Raw genomic sequence first — 20,792 nt, forward strand, 5'->3', positions numbered from 1 at the left:
TATAATTATATATCAATAAAATATAACAGGAGGATTGCTATGGGAAAGATGATTAGCTTCAAAAAGGACGGAGTGGAGGTTTCTGGGTATTTTGCAGAGCCTGAGGCCATAACGAAGGGTCCGCTCGTCATAGTTATACACGAATGGTGGGGACTTGTACCTCATATAAAGGACGTGTGTGACAGGTACGCAAGGGAAGGCTTTTTCGCCTTCGGCATAGATCTATACAAGGGTAAGACTGCTAACAACCCAGAGGATGCAGGCAAGCTCATGCAGGATCTCTTTCAAAACAGGCTTCCTGAAGCCGAGGCTATGTTCAAAGCAAGCCTGGATTACTTTAAGGAGAACGACATAGGGTTTGTGGGTAGGGTCCAGGACTATAGGTTTGGAGTTACGGGCTTTTGCTGTGGTGGAACGTGCACCTGGTACTTTGGGGCTAAGTTCCCCCAAGACGTTCATGCCTTAGCTCCATACTACGGCTTGTACAGCATAGTGCCTATAGACTTTTCCAAGATAAAGGCTCCCGTGTTTGCCGTCCATGCAGGAAAGGACGCCTTCATACCACTGTCGGACGTAGTCAAGGCAATAGAGGAGTGCAATAAACACTCCATAAACGCCCAGTTTATCATATACGCAGGCGTGGATCATGCCTTCTTCAACGATGCAAGGCCTGAGGTCTACCATGAAGAGTACGCCAAAGACGTGTGGATAAAGACAGTAGCCTTCTTCAAGCAACATCTAGAATGAGGGAAAAGCTTATACTCCTAATTCTTTCTCTAGTAGGTGCTTTTTCTCTATATGTATTGGCCATAGAGAGAGGAGAAAAGGTAAATGCAGTATGGTTCTTAGTGGCTACCCTCTGCGCTTTTACTATAGGTTACAGGTACTACAGCAGGTTCATAGCCTACAAAGTTTTTCAGGTAGATGACAGCAACCCCACTCCAGCCCATAAGTTTTACAACAAGGTAGACTTTGTTCCTACCAACAAGTGGGTGCTTTTTGCTCACCAGTTTGCCTCCATCTCTGGTGCTGGACCTTTGGTAGGTCCTGTCCTTGCTGCTCAAATGGGTTATCTTCCTGGGCTTCTGTGGATACTGATAGGTGTGGTTCTTGCTGGTGCTGTGCAGGATATGGTAGTGCTTGCCATGTCCATGCGCAAGGATGCTAAAAGCTTGGGTCAGATAGCTAAGGAGGAGCTTGGTAAGCTTGGGGGTATTGTGGTTCTCCTCACCATATTTTCCATACTCATTATACTGCTTGCAGTCCTTGCCCTGGTTATAGTCAAGGCTATGTTCAACAGCCCGTGGAGTACCTTTACAGTCTTTGCGAGCATACCCATAGCCATCCTTATGGGCTTGTACATGTGGTACGTAAGACCTGGCTCTGCACTTATCCCTTTCCTGTTTGGAGCTACTTCCTTACTACTCAGCTTATATATAGGTAGATTGGTTGCAGACTCTCCAACTTTGTCCGTGTACTTTAACTTGTCTGAAAAGACTCTAGCCTTCTTCCTCATGGCTTATGGCTTTACCGCTTCAGTCCTGCCCGTGTGGCTGCTGCTGGTACCAAGGGATTACCTTAGCACTTTCCTCAAGCTTGGAACTGTTGTGCTCGTAGCTATTGGTGTACTCGTGGCTATGCCTGAAGTGAAGATGCCGGCACTTACCCAGTTTGCTTTCAATGGAAATGGTCCCGTCTGGAAGGGTGATCTGTTTCCCTTCTTGTTTATAACTATAGCGTGTGGTGCTATATCGGGCTTTCACTCACTCATATCTTCTGGAACGACGCCAAAGCTCATAGACAAAGAAAGCCACATAAGGCTTGTAGGTTATGGGGGTATGCTAGCTGAATCCTTCGTAGCAGTCATAGCCCTTATAGCAGCTGTCAGCATGGAGCCTGGTCTTTACTTCGCCATAAACTCTCCCCCGTCAGTGATAGGAAAGACCTTTGAACAGGCAGCATCCGTGATATCTTCGTGGGGTTTCCCTATAACAGCTGAGGAGTTAAAGAGGTACTCGCAAGAGGTTCACGAGAACATCCTCTCAAGGACTGGCGGAGCTCCATCCTTCGCCATAGGTATAGCCTACATACTTGCCAAAAGCACATCGGAGGCACTCATAGCCTTTTGGTATCACTTTGCCATACTCTTTGAAGCCATGTTCATACTCACCACCATAGACGCAGGCACGAGAGTAGGAAAGTACATCCTTATGGACATACTGAGCTACGTACACCCATCCTTCAAAAACTACTCTAACCCTATTCTGAACATATTCGTAAGCTTCGTAGTTGTTGCCCTGTGGGGCTACTTCCTGTATGCAGGTGTTGTGGATCCCTATGGTGGTGTAAAGACCCTTTGGCCTCTATTTGGAGTATCCAACCAGTTGTTGGCTACTGCAGCCCTTATAATAGCAACCTACTACATAGCCACAAGGCATGGAATAAGGTATGCGTGGGTAACAGGATTGCCAGCACTGTTCGTAGGCATAAACACCATAACGGCTGGGCTTGAAAAGGTGTTCCATCCTGACAAGGGTATAGGTTTTCTGGCACATGCTCGATGGATCTCTTCCTTCCTCCAAAAAGGAGAGCTTCCCTCCGGTATAAACTCTATGGACGTAGCCCATAAAGTACTTCTTGGAGATTACATAAACGCAACACTGGCGTTTACTTATGTCTCTTTAGTAGTGCTTGTGGCACTAATCAGTCTTTACAAAGTCTTCAAACATCTGCAGAAGGTTTAAAAAGTGCTCAGTAAGAACTGAAAGCTCCTGTGCCTTTTTCTTTATTGAGTTTAGCTTCTCTTCGGCCATATGCAGGACACCTTCGCTGTACACTTGGTAGTATCCATCCTTATCCTTGTAGTCATCTATCATCTGGAAGAATATGCCAAACTCTTTTCCTAGGGTGTCTAACTCTTCAAGGAGGTCCAATCTCTTCCCAACTATACCACCAAAGATAAAGCATGCACTAAAAAGCTCGGCTGTCTTCTTTAAGGTTATCTCATCCTGATCTCCTAGCTTCCTTATGTCCAAAACTTGCCCACCGACCATACCCATAAAACCAGCCTTTTTGGAGAGAATGTTCACCATAAGCAGGAGTTCACCCTCTGTCAGAGTTTTGTACAGACCTTTGTCGGATAACACTTCAAAACTGAAGGTAAGCAAAGCATCACCTGCAAGAAGTGCAAGGTCTTCACCAAAAGCCACATGACACGATGGTAACCCCCTCCTAAAGGCATCGTTATCCATACACGGCAGATCGTCATGTATAAGGGAATAATTGTGCAAAAACTCTATAGCACAGCCGGCAGTAATAGCATCCTCTATGTCTCCACCATAAGCGTCTGCCACTATGCATACGAGCATGGGCCTGATCCTTTTACCTTCCTGAAAAGGATAGTAGGACATGGCCCTGTAGAACACATCAGGGTTGAAGGGTTTTAGAAGATCTCTTAGCCTCTTTTCTATCTTTTCCTTCCAGAGCTGGAGCATCACTCTATTTTATAACCAAAACCTCTTACCGTCTTGATAACATCTTTACCAAGCTTTTCTCTGAGGTTCTTTATGTGTACATCTACTGTCCTATCAAAAACATCCCTGTCCAAATAGTTCTCCACGAGTCTTTCTCTACTTACGGGCTTTCCTCTGTTTTCCAGAAGAGCTTCAAGTATCCTAAACTCCGAAGGTGTAAGGCTTACAAGAGTTCCACCCTTCCAAACCTTCTTGGTGTCTAAGTCTACCGTTATATCGCCTATGTTATGTACTCTACCAGGTGGCACACCCTTCGACCTCATCAACACCGCCCTGACCCTTGCAAGCAGCTCCTTTATGGAGAAGGGCTTTGTTATGTAGTCGTCTCCACCTACAGAGAAGCCTTTAAGCTTATCCTCCTCCCTATCTTTCGCCGTGATAAAAAGTATTGGGATCATCCTGAGGTCCTGCCTAGATCTTACGTACTGGGCTATCCTATAGCCGTCATAATCTGGAAGCATTATGTCCAAAAGTATGAGGTCTATCCTTTGGCTGTCCAGGAGCTTTAAGGCTTGTGCTCCACTGCTTGCTGTCAAAACTTGATAGCCTTCCCTTCTAAGATTGTAAGCTATAAGGTCAGAAAGGTCTCTATCGTCCTCTACAATGAGGAGCGTACCTTTCATATCTCTGGCTTTATCCTCATCACTACCTCATCTGGATTGATAACCTCACCCACAGACACCAGTATTTCTTCCACCACGCCGCTTATGGTGCTGTGCACCTCGTTCTCCATCTTCATGGCCTCAACCACAAACAGTACATCACCTTCTTTAACACGATCCCCTACGTTTACCTTTATGTTGACCACCTTACCAGATATGGGTGAAGTTATGTCTCCTACACCTACGGGCTTTCTTCTTTTTGGTTTTACTTCTTCACCAGCTGTTATCTCTCCCTTCTTTATTTGAGATATATCTATCTCCCTTAAAGGCTTAAGAACCACCTCTTCAAGCCTTCCATCTAGCCTGATGAAGAAGGTCTTACCTTCCTCCGTATCCTCACCTTTACCAGCTATCTGAACGTGGTACTGCTCACCATGCACCGTTATGTAAAACTCTACAGGAGCCTTATGCCTTTCTTCCTCTTCTTGCATGATATCTTCCGTGTAAGGTGGTGGTGCTTGACCTTTCTCAAACTTGTCCCTCCACTCAAAGAACTCTTTGGCTACTAACGGAAAGAGAACGTAGGAAAGTACATCTTCTTCGCTCCTCGCACCAGCCTGTATAGCTTCTTGCCTTACCTTTTCAAGCTCTGGCTCTAGCAGATCCGCAGGTCTTATATGGTATACGGGTTCCTCATTTCCTAGTATTTTCTTTATTAGTTCCTCCTTTATGGGGGCTGGTGGTCTACCGTATAGACCTTTTACGTAGTCTCTTGTCTCTTTGGTGACCACCTTGTATCTTTCTCCATGCAAGACGTTTAAGAAGGCTTGGGAACCTACTATCTGGCTGGTTGGTGTTACCAGTGGAGGATACCCAAGGTCTTCCCTTACCCTTATTACCTCTTGCATAACCTCCTCAAGTTTGTCTTCCATTCCTTGTTCCTTTAGCTGGCTTATGAAGTTGGTTATCATTCCACCTGGTATCTGATGCTTCAACACGCCCACATCAGGGTATGGGGGTAGAACATCATACTTTTTGTATTTTTTCCTTATCTCTCTAAACATATCACCAGCCTTCTTGTAGAGGTTTTCATCCACGCTTACCTTATAACCGAACTCCCTAAGAACGTATATCATGGTCTCACCTGGTGGATGGGATGTTTGACCAGATAGGGAGTAGAAGACTGTATCTATCATATCTGCTCCAGCTTCTATGCCTTTAAGCTGGGCCATCTCTGCTAGGTCTGCCGTTGTCTGTGTGTGTAGATGTACAGGATACGAAGGAAACTCCTCCTTAAGAGCCTTAACAAGCTCGTAGGCAACCTTTGGAGACAAGAGCCCCGCCTGATCCTTTATGGATATTATGTCTATTCCCATGTCTACTAACTCTCTGGCTACCTTAAGGTAATACTCCACTGTATGAACAGGGCTTATGGTGTAAGAGAGGACACCCTTGACTGTGGCTCCTATCTTCTTGGCCACCTCTATGGCCTTTCTCATGTTCCTTGTATCATTCAAAGCATCAAATATCCTGAAGACTTCTATGCCATTGTCGTAAGCTTTCTTAACAAAAGCTTCCACTACATCATCAGGATAATGTCTGTAGCCTACCAGGTTTTGTCCTCTCAGAAGCATTTCAAGCTTTGTGTTCTTAGCTATATCTTTAAACTTCCTGAGCCTTTCCCATGGGTCTTCTTTGAGGTATCTAAGGCAGACGTCAAAGGTGGCACCTCCCCAAACCTCAAGGGACCAAAAACCACATCTGTCTAAAACCTCTAAAACTTCATAGAGGTCCTCACCTCTGACGCGTGTGGCAAGCAAGCTCTGTATTCCATCCCTAAGGGAGACGTCAGTTATGAAGATCTCACGCATAACAATGAAAATTATATAAAATATCTCACATGCGGATTCCATACAGTTGGCTCTATGAGTTCATAGACATACAAGACGTGCATCCTCAAGAGGTAGCACACATACTAACACTAAAGAGCGTAGAGACAATAGCATACCTATTGGATATACGCATGGAGGGAGTTGTAACAGGCAAGATAGTGCAGATAGAGCCTCTGGATAAAGGATTATACTGCACCGTACAGGTAGGAGAAAACACTTTCATAAAGGTATACACCAGAGACAACAGTGTAAAGGTGGGTGATGGTGTCATAGTAGCCCTCCCAAACGCCAGGATAGGAAATATATGCATACAGAAGAGAGAATTTGAAGGGAAGATCTCAGAAGGAATGTTCCTGTCAGCTAAGGAACTCGGTCTCGAGGATAGACAAGAAGGAGTGATAAGGTTTGAGGAGAACATAAAACCTGGTACAGATGCTTATGGACTTTTGGGCTTCGGCGAATGGATACTAGAAGTAGAAATAACACCAAACAGGGGAGATCTTCTGAGCGTAAAAGGGCTCGCCAGAGAAATAGGAGCTCTTTTAGGTAGAGACAGGAAGAACTGGAATGTTGAGGAGCTTGAGGATATAGAACACTTGAACATACGCATAGAGGATGAAGATTGCAGTAGATACTCGGGAGCTCTATTAGTTGGAGTAAGCGTAAAGGAAAGCCCACTCTGGATGAGAAAAAGGCTATGGCAGTGTGGTATAAGAAGCATCAACAACGTGGTAGACATAACCAACTATGTAATGCTCAAGTATGGACAGCCGCTGCACGCCTTTGACTACGATAAGATAGAAGGTTCAATCGTTGTAAGGAGTGCCAGAAAAGGAGAATCCATAAACACACTAACAGGAGGTCAGGTGGAACTTTCTGAAGATAACCTGGTTATAGCGGACGATGTAAAACCACTGGCTATAGCCGGCGTTGTAGGAGGGTTAGAAAGTGCCGTACAAGAAGGCACAAAAAAGGTGCTCCTGGAGTCTGCTTACTTTAACCCCTACAGGATAAGGAGGTCTTCCAAGGCTGTTGGAATACAGACGGACAGCTCTTACAGGTTTGAGAGAAACGTAGACATACAAGGTGTGAAGACATATCAAACTGAAGCTATAAAGCTTATGCTTGAGCTCACAGGCGCCCAGCTTGTAGCCCTCAAAGATGTATACCCAAGAAGGTATATGTCAAAAGAGATCTTCCTACCCTTGGAAAAGTTTAGAAGGTACACGGGGGAGGACTTTAACAGAGAACAAATAAGCAGTATACTTTCAAGGCTTGAAATACCTCATGAGGTTTCAAGGTGTGGTCTGCAGGTATATGTACCTTCCTTTAGATCCTTTGACATAAAAGAAGACGTAGACATCATCGAAGAGATAATGAGGGTAAAAGGATACGAAAGCTTTAGCTCCGAGGTTCTATCCATCCCATGTGTACCAAAGAAGAGCAGCAGGGATGTAGCGTCCTTTTTGGCAGCCCGTGGTTGTATTCAGGTGATAAACTTCTCCTTTGAGGATGAAGAACTCTACGATCTAATGGGTCTTGAAAGACCGCAAGTAAAGGTAGTAAACCCACTTACTAAAAGTCAAAGCCTCATGAGAACTTCTCTACTTCCAGGCCTTATAAGGACTGCACTCCTCAACCAGAACAGACACAACTACGACATGTGCATCTTTGAGGTAGGAAAAGTCTACACACAGGAAGGAGAAGAAGAAAGAGTAGGTATCCTTATGACAGGTTTAAGAAAACTCTATCCAAAGGAAGAGTATGATGCGTACAAGCTTCTGTCTTTAGTAGAAGACCTTCTTAGGCATCTGAGGGTAGACTTCAATGTAGGTGAAGGACAGCTTGGCTTTTTACACCCTTACGTCCAAACAACCTTAAAGCACAAGGATAAAAGTATAGGATTTTTGGGAGAGCTTCATCCAAGCATAAGGCAACGTTTAGAGCTCAGGGGAAGAGTATTTGTGGCTGAGCTTTCCCTCGCAGATTTAGAATCTTACGTTCCTAGCTACAAAGAGCTGTCCAAGTTCCCGCCAGTCATAAGGGATATAGCCCTAGTTGTAGACAGGAACCTACCGGTGGATAGATTATTATTAAGAATATCTGAGTTGAGTAACTGGGTGGAAGACGTGAAAGTTTTTGATGTTTACACGGACAGTAGGATCGGGGAAGGCAAGAAAAGCATCAGCATCAGGATAGTGCTGAGAAGTAAGGAAGGTAGTATATCTGATGAAGAGGCTAATGCCTTTATGGAAAAGCTTATAAGTACCCTGAAGAAGGAGTTTGGTGCCGAGCTTAGAGGATAGCCTGCCCTGTTCGTGGTAGGAAGGTTTAGATTGGGGTCCACATGGTGAGGCTATAGGGAGCCCGGGCTCCAGGAGAGCCTCAGCGTAGGCATCCTGGGAGGGCACCCACCTGTATTGGTTTGGGGCCCACCGAAGGCCTTCTTACCACGGCAAGGGTGGGTTTTTCTTGCCTTCCCCTCCTGCAAAAGGAGGTGGAAGATGTCTCTTTCAGAAAAGAAGAGTATACGTAGCTTATTACTTGAGAAGAGGAAGTCTCTTGATAAAGACCTATACAGCTACCTGTCTGCAAAGGTAGTTGACAACTGCCTTAGGTTTATTGAAACAAAAAGGCCGCGGACTGTACTTCTATTCTGGCCAATAGCAGGTGAGCCTGACATAAGACCTCTCTTTGATCACCTCTTACAGAGAGAAGATCTTACACTTACCCTTCCTAAGGTGGAAGATGATGACCTTTCCCTGTACGCCATTAAAAGCTTAGAAGACCTGCAGGTAGGCAAGTATAAAGTAATGGAGCCAATAAACGGTCTTAGGATAGAACCACAGCAGGTGGATCTGGCTTTTGTTCCTGGCCTGGCCTTTGACCTTAAGGGTTACAGACTGGGCTTTGGGAAGGGTTTTTACGACAAGCTCCTTCCACGCATAAGGGGGGAAAAGGTAGGTGTCTGTTTTAGCTTCCAGGTATTGGAGGAGCTCCCAAGGGACACTTGGGACGTACCCGTTGACTACATACTCACAGAAGACTACATAAAGGAGGTAGAGAGATGATGGTTGAGATATTTTTACTTATGTCTTCAGCAATCATGGCATCTATAGGCGTTTACTTCTTTGTAAAGACAAAGAATGCTCAAAAAGAACAAAAAGCAGAATTAGAACGCCTTAAGATTGAGACTGATCAACTTCTTCTCAAAGCCAAGCAGGAAGCACAGGCAGAGTACGAACGCATAATAGAAAAGGCAAGGGAAGAAGCCCGTGCACTGCTAAACAACGCTCAGACTGAATACACTCAAATACTGGAAAGGGCAAGAAAAGAAGCTGAAGCTTACGAAAAGGAGAAGAAAGAAGAGTTAAGACAAAAAGAATTACAACTAGAAAGACGCCTTGAAGCTCTAGAAAGAAGAGAAGAAGAACTTTTCAAAAGGGAGAAGGATATACGTGAAAAGGAAAGGAGTTTAGAAGAGTTCTACAAGAGTATAAGAGAGAAGGAAAAGGAAATAGAAGAAAGGCTTAAGGAGGTAGAAGAGCTACGAAGCAGGGAACTACTTGAACTACAAAGGATAGCCTCCCTTACCTTCGAAGAGGCGAGAAGAGAGGTGCTAAAGAAAGCAGAGGAAGAAGCCAGAATATCAGCCATAAAACTTGCCAAGGCCATAGAAGAGGAGTATGTGCAAAAGGCCGAGTATGAGGCCAAGAAGATAATAGCTTCGGCTGTTCAGAGAATAGCACCGGAGATAGCCATAAACTACACCACCACTACTGTAGATTTACCCTCCAATGAGTTTAAAGGTAGGATAATAGGTAGAGAGGGTAGGAATATAAGGACCTTTGAACTCCTAACCGGAGTGGACCTCATAATAGACGACACTCCAGACGTGGTCACCATATCTTCCTTTGATCCATTAAGAAGAGAAATAGCAAAAGAGGCCCTTCAAAGGCTCATAGAGGACGGAAGGATACATCCAGCACGTATAGAAGAAGTAGTGGAAGAGGTAAAAAAGGAAATGGACGAGAAGATAAGGAAAATTGGTGAGGAGACATGTACAGAGCTTGGCTTGTATGACATAAACCCTGGGCTTTACTACTACATAGGAAAACTGTACTTCAGAACAAGCTATTCTCAGAACGTACTCTTACACTCAAAAGAAGTGGCTTATCTAGCCGGACTCATGGCCGAGGAGCTAGGACTAGATGCCAAGATGGCTAGAAGAGCCGGGCTTCTCCACGATATAGGAAAATCCATATCTCATGAGCTCGGTGGTTCACACACAGACATAGGGGTTGAACTGTGTAAAAAGTACGGCGAACCAGACCTGGTCATAAACGCTATAAGGGCACACCACAACGAAGAACCCGTAAGGTATCCCGAAGTAGCCTTGGTATGTGCCGCCGATGCACTGTCTGCAGCAAGACCAGGAGCTAGAAGGGAAAGCCTAGAAGCTTACTTAAAGAGACTTGAAAAGCTAGAAAGCATCATAAAGTCTTTCCCAGGAGTACAGAACGCTTATGCCGTTCAAGCTGGTAGAGAAGTAAGGGTCATAGTAAACCCCGATGAAATCTCAGACGAAGAAGCCTACGTGCTTTCCAAAAACATAGCTAGAAAGATAGAAGAAGAGCTAGACTTTCCAGGACAGATAAAAGTCGTGGTCATAAGGGAGAAGAGGTTTGTAGAACATGCAAAATGAAGAACTCACCCCTATGCTTCTTCAGTACCACTCCTTAAAAAGGGAGTATGAAGATTGTCTCCTCTTCTTCCGCCTTGGTGACTTTTATGAGCTTTTCTACGAAGATGCCATCATAGGCTCAAGGGAACTTGGTATAGTACTCACCTCCAGACCAGTGGGTAAAGGTAAAGAAAAGATCCCCATGTGCGGCGTACCCTATCACTCCTTCAGCTCCTATGTGTCAAGGCTTGTAAGCAGAGGTTATAAGGTGGCCATATGCGAACAACTGGAAGACTCTTCACAGGCAAAGGGCTTAGTAAAAAGAGACGTCGTAAGGGTAATAACTCCTGGAACATACTTTGAAAAGGAAGAACATTCAGGTCTAGCAAGCATCTATAAGCTAAAGGACAGATACTACTGTGCTTATCTCAACCCCTACACGGGAGAGTTTTTTGGTTTTTGTGGCGATAAAAAGCAAGTAGAAGAGTTTATGCTTAAGCTCTCACCCAAGGAAGTTCTAACACCAAAAGGTCTAAGCATAGACTTAAACCTTAAGGCTTACATCACATCCATACCTGAAGAGGACTTTATTGAAGGTAAGAAAGTTATACTAGAAAAGTGGCAAGCTTATCATCACAAGGCCTTTGGTTTTGAAGACGAAGGATGCCTGTATGCCTGTGGTGGTGTTTACATCTATCTGAAGAGAACTCAAAAGAACTTTCTCCCATACGTTCAAAGACCAAAACCCTATAGAATGCAAACTTACCTGCGCATAGATCACAGGGCAAGAGTAGGCCTTGAACTCACAGAAAGTTACGAAGGTCACAAGGAACACTCTCTCTTTGGTATCCTTGACAGAACCATAACCCCCATGGGAAGAAGACTTCTCAAGTTCAACATACTACATCCTTACAGCAGCTTGGATGCTATACTCAAAGTCCAGGATGCTGTTGAAGAGCTGATCCAAAAAAGACACGTGCTTAAGACGTTAAGGGAACTCCTGGATGGCATACACGACCTTGAAAAGCTTGTATCACGCATAAGCGGTAATATGGCAACACCCAGAGACCTTGTACATCTCAAAAAAGCCCTCTACTCAGTCTATCAGATAAAGGACCTAGTAGATAGAGAGTTAAGCTCAGAGTTCTTCAAGGAGCTATACTTTGCAGACACGCTCCATTTAGCCCAAGAGATAGACAGGGTACTCGTTGATGACCCACCCTTGCACGTAAAAGAGGGGGGGCTCATAAAAGACGGTGTTAGTAAGGAACTTGATGAACTAAAGTCAGTAAGGGACAACTCAGAAAGTATCCTAAAAGAGTACGAAGAAGAACTAAGAACCTTAACAGGCATAGGAAGCCTAAAGATAGGCTACAACAAGGTAATGGGTTATTACATAGAGGTTACAAAGCCAAACCTCAAGTTTGTACCTTCGTACTTTAAGCGCAGGCAAACCTTAAGCAACGCCGAAAGGTTCACAACAGACAAACTTATAGAGTTAGAAGAAAAGATAATGGCAAGTCAAAAGAAGATAGAGCTTATTGAGTACGAACTCTATTCACAACTGAAGGCCCATATCCTATCCTACATAGAAGACATAGCAAAAAACGCGAAAGCTATAGCCCAGCTTGATTACGTTCAATCCTTAGCTACCATAGCCATAGAAAAGGATTGGACTAAGCCAAGAATGGTTGAAGAAAAGGTCATACATATAGAAGGCGGAAGACATCCGGTCATAGAAAGCTTCGTTAGGGATTACGTACCCAACGATACACACATGGATGAAGAGAGTTTTATGATGGTCATAACAGGTCCCAACATGGCAGGGAAGTCTAGCTACATAAGGCAGGTGGCCCTTATCACCATATTGGCCCATATGGGTTCTTTTGTACCTGCCAAAAGTGCTACCATAGGTCTGGTGAGCTCTGTGCATACACGCATAGGCTCGGGTGATATGCTTGCCTTGGGTGTTTCCACCTTCATGAACGAGATGCTAGACGTAGCAAGCATGCTAAACACTGCAGACGAAAGAAGCCTTCTGATACTTGACGAGCTAGGTAGAGGAACTTCCACATACGACGGAATAGCCATCTCTAAGGCCATCCTTGAATACATACACGACAAATTAAAGGCTAGAACCTTGGTGGCAACCCATTACACAGAACTGACAGAGCTGGAAGGAAAGCTTAAAGGGCTGAAGAACTATCACATGGCAGCCATTCAGGAGGATAAAGACGTGCGGTTTCTATACGTACTCAAAAGAGGTCCCTCAAACGGTAGCCTTGGTGTATACATAGCCCAGATGGCAGGCCTACCAGAGGAGATAGTATCAAAGGCGCATCAGTACTACAGTATGCTGGCTACAAAGTCCGAAGTTCCTACACTCGAAGAAGTCTACCAGAAGAGCATTCAGATGGAGCAAGTGGAGAAGCTCCAACGGATAGCGGAGAAGTTAAAGAGTGTAGACGTTGCAAACCTAACACCTCTCCAAGCCCTCCTATTACTGGCTCAGTTAAAAGAGGAACTACTTATAGATAAAGAGCACTATCTTCTTTAGATCCTTATCTTCTTTTATAACGCATATATGGGTAGACTCTTCCAGTCTGTCTGTTAGCTGACCGCTTTTTCTGTTTATAAAGTAAACTTTATCGTCCGCGTGTTTGTCTTTACTAAACTCTTCTCTTTTGAACACCTTTACTTCAAAAGGCATACCTCTATAACCATAGAGCAAACCCACTATTAGAGCTAGGGCTTTATCTCCTTTAAGATTCAAGTTCTTCATAGCTTTCTCTTTCTTCTTAGGTATGCAGGGACATCTTCTACCTCGGGTTGAACTGCCTCTATCTGAGATTCTGGTACAACTTTCTTAACATCCTTTACTTCTGGCTTTTTAACTAGCTTCAGATGTTGTGACTGGACATTTTCAAAATCTGTAGCCACTATAGCTACACGCATAAAGCTTTCTTTGTTTTCCTCTAAAACGGCACCGAATATAATGAGAGCATCGTCAGCAGCAACACTCCTTATCCTGCTCATAGCCTCATCTATATCTCTGAAGGGTATATCCTCGCTTACCCAGAAGGTTACAAGCAGGCGTCTGGCTCCTTCTATGCTGTTGCCTTCTAGCAGAGGGCTGGTTATAGCCTGCTCTATTGCGTACTCCTTCCTTGAGTCTTTGCTTGTTTCGCCTATACCTATAAGCGCTAGACCACCTTTTTCCATGATAGTCTTAACGTCTGCAAAGTCTACGTTTATAAGTGCCGGAGTTACAACTATACCGGTTATACCTCTAACAGCCTTAGATAGTACATCGTCTACCATCTTAAAGGCTTCCTTTATACTCAGGTTTCTGTCAGACAACTCTGCGAGTTTTTGGTTGTTAACCACTATGTAAGTATCTACAACGTCTTTTAGTCTTTCTAAACCCTCCTCGGCTACCTGCATCCTCCTTGGGCCTTCAAAAGCGAAAGGTTTTGTAACAACAGCAACTGTAAGTATACCCATCTCCTTCGCAGCTTCTGCTATGATGGGTGCAGCACCAGTACCAGTACCACCACCAAGACCTACAGCTAAGAAGAGCATATCCGTGTTTCTCAGTATCTCTCTTATCTTGTCAATATCCTCTAAAGCTGCCTGTTCCCCAACCTCAGGCTTTGCTCCAGCTCCGAGACCCTTCGTGACCTTTTCTCCTATTTGTATCTTATTGGGAACTTCAAGCTTGGTAAGATGCTGAACATCTGTGTTTATGACAAAAAGCTCAACGCCTTCTATACCATCAAGGTACATACGGTTTACAGCGTTAGAACCACCTCCACCAACACCAAAAACCTTTATCCTCGTCGGGTTAAGACTTTCCATGTTTCACCCCCTATATTACATCCTTTAGGAAAGACTTTATCTTCTCTAAAATACTACCCAGTAAAGAATTTCTTGGTACATCCATCTTCACTTCCCCACTAGACAACAGCCCACTCGGATTTTTATGACACACCTTCAAAAGACCCACGGCCGTAGCATAAGCTGGATCACTTATCTTTTCCTTTAAACCTACCACTCCGTAAGGATAGCCTATCCTTACTGGCATATCAAAGTGCCTTTCAAGAAACTCTTTAATGCCATAGAGCTTAGCGCATCCACCAGTTATAACTATACCAGCATTTGCAGCTTCTAGGCTAGCTCCACGCGAAGTTATTATATCCGTCAACCTCTCCATGATCTCTTCAAGTCTTATCTGGATAACCTCCGCAAGCTGTCTCCTTTCTATGGTCGTCTCCTTTTCCTCACCCCTAGGCTTTATCTTTATCCTTTCAGTCTCACTCACCATATCGTAAAGAGCACATCCATACTCTATCTTAATCCTCTCAGCTTGCTCGGTGGTTACCTTTAAAAAGTGGGCTATATCCTTGGTTATGTTCAACCCTCCCATAGGTATGCTTGCGGTTATGTAAGGAGCTCCTTCTAAGAACAGTGTAAAATCTGTGAGTCCTGCTCCCATGTCTATGAGAAGCACCCCTTCTTCCTTCTCCTCCTGTGTCAAAACAGCTTCCGCAGATGCGAGTATACTCACATACCTGTCTACAAGACCTAATCCTGCGGATTGAAGGACCTTTTCTAAGTTTCTTATGATGGTACTGCTTAGCTTTACAACGTGAAGCTCTACGCTAAGCCTCGAACCATAGAGACCAACTGGATCTATTATACCTTCCTGGTCGTCAAGAGTGAACTTGCGCGGTATCTGTGCCACTACCTCGTACCCTTCCTCCCTGGACCTAGTTATAGCTCTCTCTATAAGTCTTTCTATGTGTATTCGATCTACCTCCGTTGGTTGTGGTGATAAGCTTATAGTATCCCTTTCATTCTGACTCTTTAAGTCTGGCCCAGATAGGGCTAAGCACACAGAAGACACCTTAGAAGAAAGCATCTCCTGCACATCTTTGCGTACTAAGCTGACAGAGTTTACAGCGAGGTCAAGTCTTTTTACAAAACCTCTTTCTATCCCTTTAGACTGCGTTTCACCTATTGCTATTATGTTTATGTCGTTATAAGTATCGATTTCCCCAACTAATAAAACTACCTTACTTGTACCAACATCTAACGCAGCAATCATTTTGAGTTCAGCCCTTCCTTTAATATCACCATATCCTTTAAGGTTAAATCTACAGTCGAACCTGTCATACTCATATTATAAACCCTACTCAAAGACCCAATAATCTGTTGATCTATTTCCCAAATAGGTGGTAATATAAACTTATTCCCCTTTTCTGAATAGAGTACAGTTTGGATATCACTAAGATAAATTTCCTTCAAACCTTCTCCCATCACTGAAATAAGACTGTTTATATTCTTAAAATAGTCTTTCACTATAGAAACATCGTAGGTATAAATGTATGGATATGTGATAGGAATGTAGGGGTTTTGGAAAAGATTGCCCTTCTGATCTACATAAAAAACCTTATCCTGGTAGAATACGGTAAAGTATGGTTTCCTCTCTTTTAAGTAAATTTCCAAGTATGCACCTTCTTTTGTGATAAGCCTTCTTATGTCTAGCTCCTCCACGGCATTAAAAAAGCGAGAGTTTATTGCAGATTTTAGTCCATCGGAACTCATATAAAGCCAGTTGCCCTTATAACGCTGAACTACTATTTCAGATATTGCCGATGGGGGTATATAAGTGGTTGAAAGGACATTTATACCTCTTACCTTAAAAAAAGGAAGATAACCTATTAAGTATGGAAGAAAGTAACCGACCATAGCCATAGTGCTGATCCAAAAAATTATGATCATGTAATCAACATATTGTCCCGCCTTCCCCCTTTTAGCTTTCACAGCTTTTAAAATTATACCATTGTACTCTGAATAAACGATCCCTTTTATTAATTCACCAGCTGATACAAATTTCCTTTTGCGTATAGTTCTGTGGTATAATCAAGATCATACACTTTTGAAGGAGGAAAGGTATGAACCTCTACGAGTACGAGGCATATGAGAAGATATTCAAAAAGTACAACATACCAACTCCCAAATGTATGTTTGCAGACCACATAAACGACCAGCTGGTGGAGTTTGTCAGAGAACTTGGCCAGTGTGTAGTAAAGTCACAGGTACTCGTAGGTAAGAGGGGTAAGGCAGGTGCTGTAAAGGTATGCAAAAGCCCTGAAGACGCTCTTGAAACCGTTGAAGCCCTCCTCAAATACCCAGTCTATGGTGAAATGCCAGTAGGCGTGCTCGTCTGTGAAAAGGCCAACATCCTTAAAGAGCTTTATGCTTCAATAACCTACTCCACAGAAGTTAGAGCTCCTGTTGTTACCCTAAGCTTGGAAGGTGGTATGGATATAGAAGAAGTGCCACCAGAGAAAGTGAAGAGCTGGGAGATAAACCCACTTAAAGGTCTTTATCCTCACATGGTTAGAAACTACCTGCTTGAGCTTGGTTTCCCTCAAGAGTACATGGGAGTTCTGAGAGAACTCTCAGAAGTAATAGCCAACATGTACAGGGCCTTCTGGGAAGCAGAAGCAAGGCTGTTGGAGATTAACCCCCTTGCTATATGCCAGGTGGGTGACAAACAGAAGGTGTTGGCCCTTGACGCTGTGGTCACTATAGACGACGATGCATCTGTACCACCTGCCAAGATATACGGTGTTAGGACAGCACTAAAAAGACCTCCAACGGAAAGGGAAATAGAAGCATCCCTGATAGACAGGGATGACCACAGGGGTAAGGCAGGTTCTTACGTGGAGATGGATGGAGACATAGCCATGATGACCTTTGGCGGTGGTGGTTCCACGGTTACCATAGAGACCACTTATGCAGTAGGTCTTAAACCTGCCAACTTTACAGACATAGGTGGAAACCCACCGGCAGAAAAGATGTACAAGATAACCAGGATAATCCTTTCTAAGCCCGGCATAAGGGGTGTGCTGGTGTGTGGGGGTACAGCAAACAACACGAGGATAGATGTAACCTTAGGTGAAGGTGTCGCTAATGCAATAAGAGACCTATATAAGGAAGGTAAGCTTGACCCTAACTGGATATGGGTGGTAAGGAGGAACGGACCAGAGGCAGAAAAAGGACTCAGAATGCTCTACGAAGCCTTCAAGGAGTGTGGTGTTAAGGGTGAGATATACGACTCTTCACTACCTTTGACAGAAGCCCCCATCAGGCTCAAAGAGCTCCTAGATCTGTGCGCTAAAAAAGTTCAGAAGCAAGAAGAAGAAGATAGGCCTTTGACGGAAGAACAGGCTTCTGATCTTGGAATATAAGGAGGTTGACATGAAGGGAACAGTGTACCTAAACGAGAACACTAGGGTGTTGGTGATAGGTATCACGGGTAGAGAGGCATCACAGGTAGTTACCGAATCTGAAGCACTTTACCCAGGTTACATAGTAGCTGGTGTAACGCCTGGTAAGGGTGGGTCTCAAGTTGCAGGAAAACCCGTATATAACACTGTAAGGGAAGCCCTAGAGAAACATCCTGAAATAAACACAGGGCTGGTTTACGTGCCACCTGCTTCTGTGAAAGACGCTGTAATAGAACTCATAGATGCAGGTATAAAGCTCATATACATAGTCACCGAGCATGTACCCATTAGAGATACTGTTTACTTCTACCACTACGCCAAAGAGAGGGATGTGATAATAGTAGGTCCCACCTCCTTGGGATGCATGATGCCCGTCTTGCCTGCTAGGATAGGGGCCATAGGTGGAAAGAACCCATCCATAGCTTATGCTCCTGGTGGCCTTGTGATACTTTCCAAATCGGGTGGACTCACCACGACTACAGCTGAAATGTTCAAGCGGAGAGGATGGGGTGTTTACATGGCCCTCGCCCTTGGTGGTGACGTCATATCCTGCACAACCTTCGCTGATGTTCTTGAAAAGATAGCCGATAACCCTAACGTAAAGGGTGTTATCATACAGGGTGAAGTGGGTGGTTCTTACGAAGAGAAGGCTGCTGAAACTATACTAAGACTCTACAAAGAAGGAAGGTGGAACAAACCAGTAGCTGCCTTCGTAGCCGGTAGATTCCAAGAGAAACTAGAGGGTGTATCCTTTGGACATGCAGGTGCTATAGTAGAGAGGGGTAAAGGAAAGGCCACGGACAAGATAAAAGCTTTTAGCGAAGTGGGAAAGGAAACAGGCCTTGTAAAGGTGGCTGAGTTTTACCACGACCTTGTAAATTGCATAGAGGAATTAGGAGTGCCAAGAGACTTTGAAGATACTACACCAGAAGGAAAGGTAAAACCACTGTACTCAACCATAGACGAAAACTGCAACTTTGTAGGTTAAAGAGATCAAGCGGAGAGGAGCCTGTAGGGTCTTAGCTCCTCTCCCTCCAAAAGGCCAACACCTATAAACTCGTTTCCTTGATAAAGCCTTACAAAAGCTCTTGTATTACCAGGTGAGACACGGAGCTTTCCCCCCTTTTTTATCCTTTCTCCTTCCTTCACTGAAAGCTTTACCTCCTGCATAAAGTAAAGGGCCTGGTCTATGGGTATGAGGATCTTACTTATGTCTTCAAGCCTTAAAAGCTCCTCAAGGCTTATAGCATCCTCTACCTTGAAATTACCTATCCAGAGTCTTCTTAGATCTTCAAGATACGCACCGCAAGATAGGAACATGCCAAGATCATAAACCAAACTTCTTATGTAAGTACCGCTTGATACCTCGTAGAGTATCTTAAGGTATGGAAGTTTGCATTCTAAAAGCTCTGCCCTGTAAACTTCTACCTGTGATGGCTTTAGACTAGGAGTTTTACCTTCCCTTGCTAGCCTATAAGCCCTTACACCGCCTACCTTCTTAGCAGAGTATGGAGGTGGTATCTGCTCCAACTTACCCACAAACTTGTCTACGGCTTTTTTTACATCATCACAGCTTACCTTTACAGGTCTCTCCTCTACAATCTTTCCATCCGCATCGTATGTATCTGTTATCTTTCCAAGGACAGCTGTAGCCAAATAACCTTTAGGAAGTATGTGGAAGAACTGGGAAAATTTAGTGGCCTCTCCTACTAAGACCAGTAATAGCCCTGTAGCTATGGGATCAAGCGTCCCCGTATGACCCACCTTTAGTGCAAACCTGTCTTTAATAGCGTTAAGAACATCCGTTGAAGTTAACCACTTTGGCTTATCTACGAGTAGTACGCCTGAAGACATCAGCTAAGATAGTCTTTTAGATGCTTTTTGATAGCCATATTTCTAAGCTTTCTAAGGGCTCTGGTCTCGAGCTGTCTTACGCGTTCCCGTGAGATGTTTAATATCTCTCCTATTTCCCTCAGAGTCTTTGGCTCTTCTCCCCTCAGACCAAACCTGAGCTCTATAACTCTCCTTTCCTTCTCTGGAAGCTTATCTAAGAGTTCGTTTATCTCTTTCTCCAAAGTCTCCATTATTATCTTCTCTTCCACATCCTCCGTTCCATGCTTGCTTAAAAAGTCTACAAAGAAGGTATCTTCTTCCTCTCCAACAGGTGCGTCCAAAGATAGAGGAGCTCTGTATACTTGCATATACTTTTCCACATCCTGTGGGCTTATCTTATAACCCTCCTTCTTTATGCGTTCTTCTATCTCCTCTGGCGTAGGTTCTCTCCCAAGCTCCTTAGAGAGTTCTTTATGAACTACCTCACGTGTGTACTCGTAAGCTACCTCCTCAGGAGTTGGTTCGCGCTCAAGTAGTCTGTAAAGTCTGCTGTAGATACTGTTTATCCTGTTTATAAGGTGGGCCTGCTTTAAAGGTATGCGTACAGCACCTGTCTGCTGTGCCAAGGCCTGCATTATGGCCTGCCTTATCCACCATACTGCGTATGATATGAACTTAACGCCCCTGTCTGGGTCAAACCTCTTTGCAGCTTCTACAAGCCCTTGGTTCCCAGCTTCTATTAGCTCCGAAAGAGGTAACCCGTAGCCCGTGTACTGTTTTGCTACACTTATGACAAACCTAAGGTTAGACTCCACCAACTTCTTAAAAGCTTCCTGATCCCCTTCCTTTGCCCTTCTTGCTAACTCCTTTTCCTCCTCAGGGCTCAGGAGGGGTATGTTAGCCACCTTCTTTAAGTATTGGTTGATGATCTCTTGCTCGGCGTCCATGGC

At 44.2% G+C, this 20,792-nt stretch carries 17 protein-coding genes and 1 other RNA gene; 9 read left to right on the forward strand and 9 right to left on the reverse strand.

Annotated elements, in window-relative coordinates; translation table 11 throughout:
• Positions 1-39: 39 nt before the first annotated feature.
• Both B5444_RS00275 and B5444_RS00280 read left to right on the forward strand, forming a co-directional pair.
• Positions 40-747 (forward strand): dienelactone hydrolase family protein, encoded by a 708-nt coding sequence (locus tag B5444_RS00275; protein WP_079653268.1) that lies wholly within the window; start codon positions 40-42, stop codon positions 745-747.
• Positions 744-2,744, forward strand: a complete 2,001-nt coding sequence (locus B5444_RS00280; RefSeq protein ID WP_079653269.1) for a carbon starvation CstA family protein — start codon at positions 744-746, stop codon at positions 2,742-2,744. The genes B5444_RS00275 and B5444_RS00280 overlap by 4 nt, the downstream gene beginning before the upstream one ends.
• On the opposite strand, the gene B5444_RS00285 is transcribed toward B5444_RS00280, so the two are convergent.
• From B5444_RS00285 to oadA, 3 genes are read right to left on the reverse strand one after another with little or no spacing between them, the layout of a single operon-like run.
• Entirely contained in the window at positions 2,700-3,494 is a 795-nt protein-coding gene (locus tag B5444_RS00285; RefSeq protein WP_079653270.1) for a polyprenyl synthetase family protein, read from the reverse strand. The two genes, B5444_RS00280 and B5444_RS00285, sit on opposite strands and share 45 nt — an antisense overlap.
• Positions 3,494-4,156, reverse strand: coding sequence for a response regulator transcription factor (locus B5444_RS00290; protein ID WP_079653271.1), 663 nt, complete (start codon positions 4,154-4,156; stop codon positions 3,494-3,496). Before B5444_RS00290 ends, B5444_RS00285 begins: the two co-directional genes overlap by 1 nt.
• Positions 4,153-6,006: a sodium-extruding oxaloacetate decarboxylase subunit alpha gene (gene oadA, locus B5444_RS00295; protein WP_079653272.1), complete on the reverse strand. Its 1,854-nt coding sequence runs from the start codon at positions 6,004-6,006 to the stop codon at positions 4,153-4,155. The genes B5444_RS00290 and oadA overlap by 4 nt, the downstream gene beginning before the upstream one ends.
• Positions 6,007-6,035: 29 nt before the next feature.
• Here oadA and pheT point away from each other — a divergent pair, with 29 nt between their 5' ends.
• The 5 genes from pheT (at position 6,036) to mutS (ending at position 13,268) form a co-directional block, all read left to right on the forward strand.
• Positions 6,036-8,333, forward strand: coding sequence for a phenylalanine--tRNA ligase subunit beta (gene pheT, locus B5444_RS00300; RefSeq protein ID WP_079653273.1), 2,298 nt, complete (start codon positions 6,036-6,038; stop codon positions 8,331-8,333).
• Positions 8,329-8,499, forward strand: a non-coding RNA gene (gene ssrS / locus B5444_RS07840) — 6S RNA. Before pheT ends, ssrS begins: the two co-directional genes overlap by 5 nt.
• Before the next feature lie 32 nt (positions 8,500-8,531).
• The gene (locus B5444_RS00305) at positions 8,532-9,098 is read left to right on the forward strand and encodes a 5-formyltetrahydrofolate cyclo-ligase (protein ID WP_079653274.1); all 567 of its coding nucleotides are present in this window, start codon (positions 8,532-8,534) and stop codon (positions 9,096-9,098) included.
• Entirely contained in the window at positions 9,095-10,732 is a 1,638-nt protein-coding gene (gene rny, locus B5444_RS00310; RefSeq protein WP_079653275.1) for a ribonuclease Y, read from the forward strand. The genes B5444_RS00305 and rny overlap by 4 nt, the downstream gene beginning before the upstream one ends.
• Positions 10,722-13,268 carry a DNA mismatch repair protein MutS gene (gene mutS / locus B5444_RS00315; protein ID WP_079653276.1) on the forward strand — a complete coding sequence of 849 codons (2,547 nt, stop codon included), beginning with the start codon at positions 10,722-10,724 and terminating at the stop codon, positions 13,266-13,268. Before rny ends, mutS begins: the two co-directional genes overlap by 11 nt.
• Here mutS and B5444_RS00320 read toward each other — a convergent pair.
• The 4 genes from B5444_RS00320 to B5444_RS00335 are packed head-to-tail and all read right to left on the reverse strand — an operon-like array spanning position 13,236 to position 16,537.
• Positions 13,236-13,493, reverse strand: a complete 258-nt coding sequence (locus B5444_RS00320; protein ID WP_079653277.1) for a hypothetical protein — start codon at positions 13,491-13,493, stop codon at positions 13,236-13,238. The two genes, mutS and B5444_RS00320, sit on opposite strands and share 33 nt — an antisense overlap.
• Positions 13,490-14,569, reverse strand: a complete 1,080-nt coding sequence (gene ftsZ / locus B5444_RS00325; RefSeq protein WP_079653278.1) for a cell division protein FtsZ — start codon at positions 14,567-14,569, stop codon at positions 13,490-13,492. The genes B5444_RS00320 and ftsZ overlap by 4 nt, the downstream gene beginning before the upstream one ends.
• 10 nt (positions 14,570-14,579) lie before the next feature.
• A complete protein-coding gene (gene ftsA / locus B5444_RS00330) occupies positions 14,580-15,818 on the reverse strand; it encodes a cell division protein FtsA (RefSeq protein WP_079653279.1) in 1,239 nt (412 codons plus the stop codon).
• Positions 15,815-16,537: a cell division protein FtsQ/DivIB gene (locus B5444_RS00335; RefSeq protein WP_079653280.1), complete on the reverse strand. Its 723-nt coding sequence runs from the start codon at positions 16,535-16,537 to the stop codon at positions 15,815-15,817. Before B5444_RS00335 ends, ftsA begins: the two co-directional genes overlap by 4 nt.
• Positions 16,538-16,668: 131 nt before the next feature.
• Here B5444_RS00335 and B5444_RS00340 point away from each other — a divergent pair, with 131 nt between their 5' ends.
• Both B5444_RS00340 and B5444_RS00345 read left to right on the forward strand, forming a co-directional pair.
• On the forward strand, positions 16,669-17,970 hold the full coding sequence (locus tag B5444_RS00340) for a succinate--CoA ligase subunit beta (RefSeq protein ID WP_079653281.1): 1,302 nt from the start codon (positions 16,669-16,671) through the stop codon (positions 17,968-17,970).
• A 10-nt stretch (positions 17,971-17,980) separates the two neighbouring features.
• Complete coding sequence (locus B5444_RS00345; protein ID WP_079653282.1) at positions 17,981-18,997, forward strand: succinate--CoA ligase subunit alpha; 1,017 nt, start codon at positions 17,981-17,983, stop codon at positions 18,995-18,997.
• A gap of 5 nt (positions 18,998-19,002) precedes the next feature.
• Here the strand turns inward: B5444_RS00345 and truB are convergent, their stop codons facing one another.
• Both truB and B5444_RS00355 read right to left on the reverse strand, forming a co-directional pair.
• Positions 19,003-19,863: a tRNA pseudouridine(55) synthase TruB gene (gene truB, locus B5444_RS00350; protein WP_079653283.1), complete on the reverse strand. Its 861-nt coding sequence runs from the start codon at positions 19,861-19,863 to the stop codon at positions 19,003-19,005.
• Complete coding sequence (locus B5444_RS00355; protein ID WP_079653284.1) at positions 19,863-20,789, reverse strand: sigma-70 family RNA polymerase sigma factor; 927 nt, start codon at positions 20,787-20,789, stop codon at positions 19,863-19,865. The genes truB and B5444_RS00355 overlap by 1 nt, the downstream gene beginning before the upstream one ends.
• Positions 20,790-20,792: the final 3 nt, after the last annotated feature.

It is taken from the genome of Thermocrinis minervae (genome assembly GCF_900142435.1).
In the GTDB taxonomy this organism is placed as follows: domain Bacteria; phylum Aquificota; class Aquificia; order Aquificales; family Aquificaceae; genus Thermocrinis_A; species Thermocrinis_A minervae.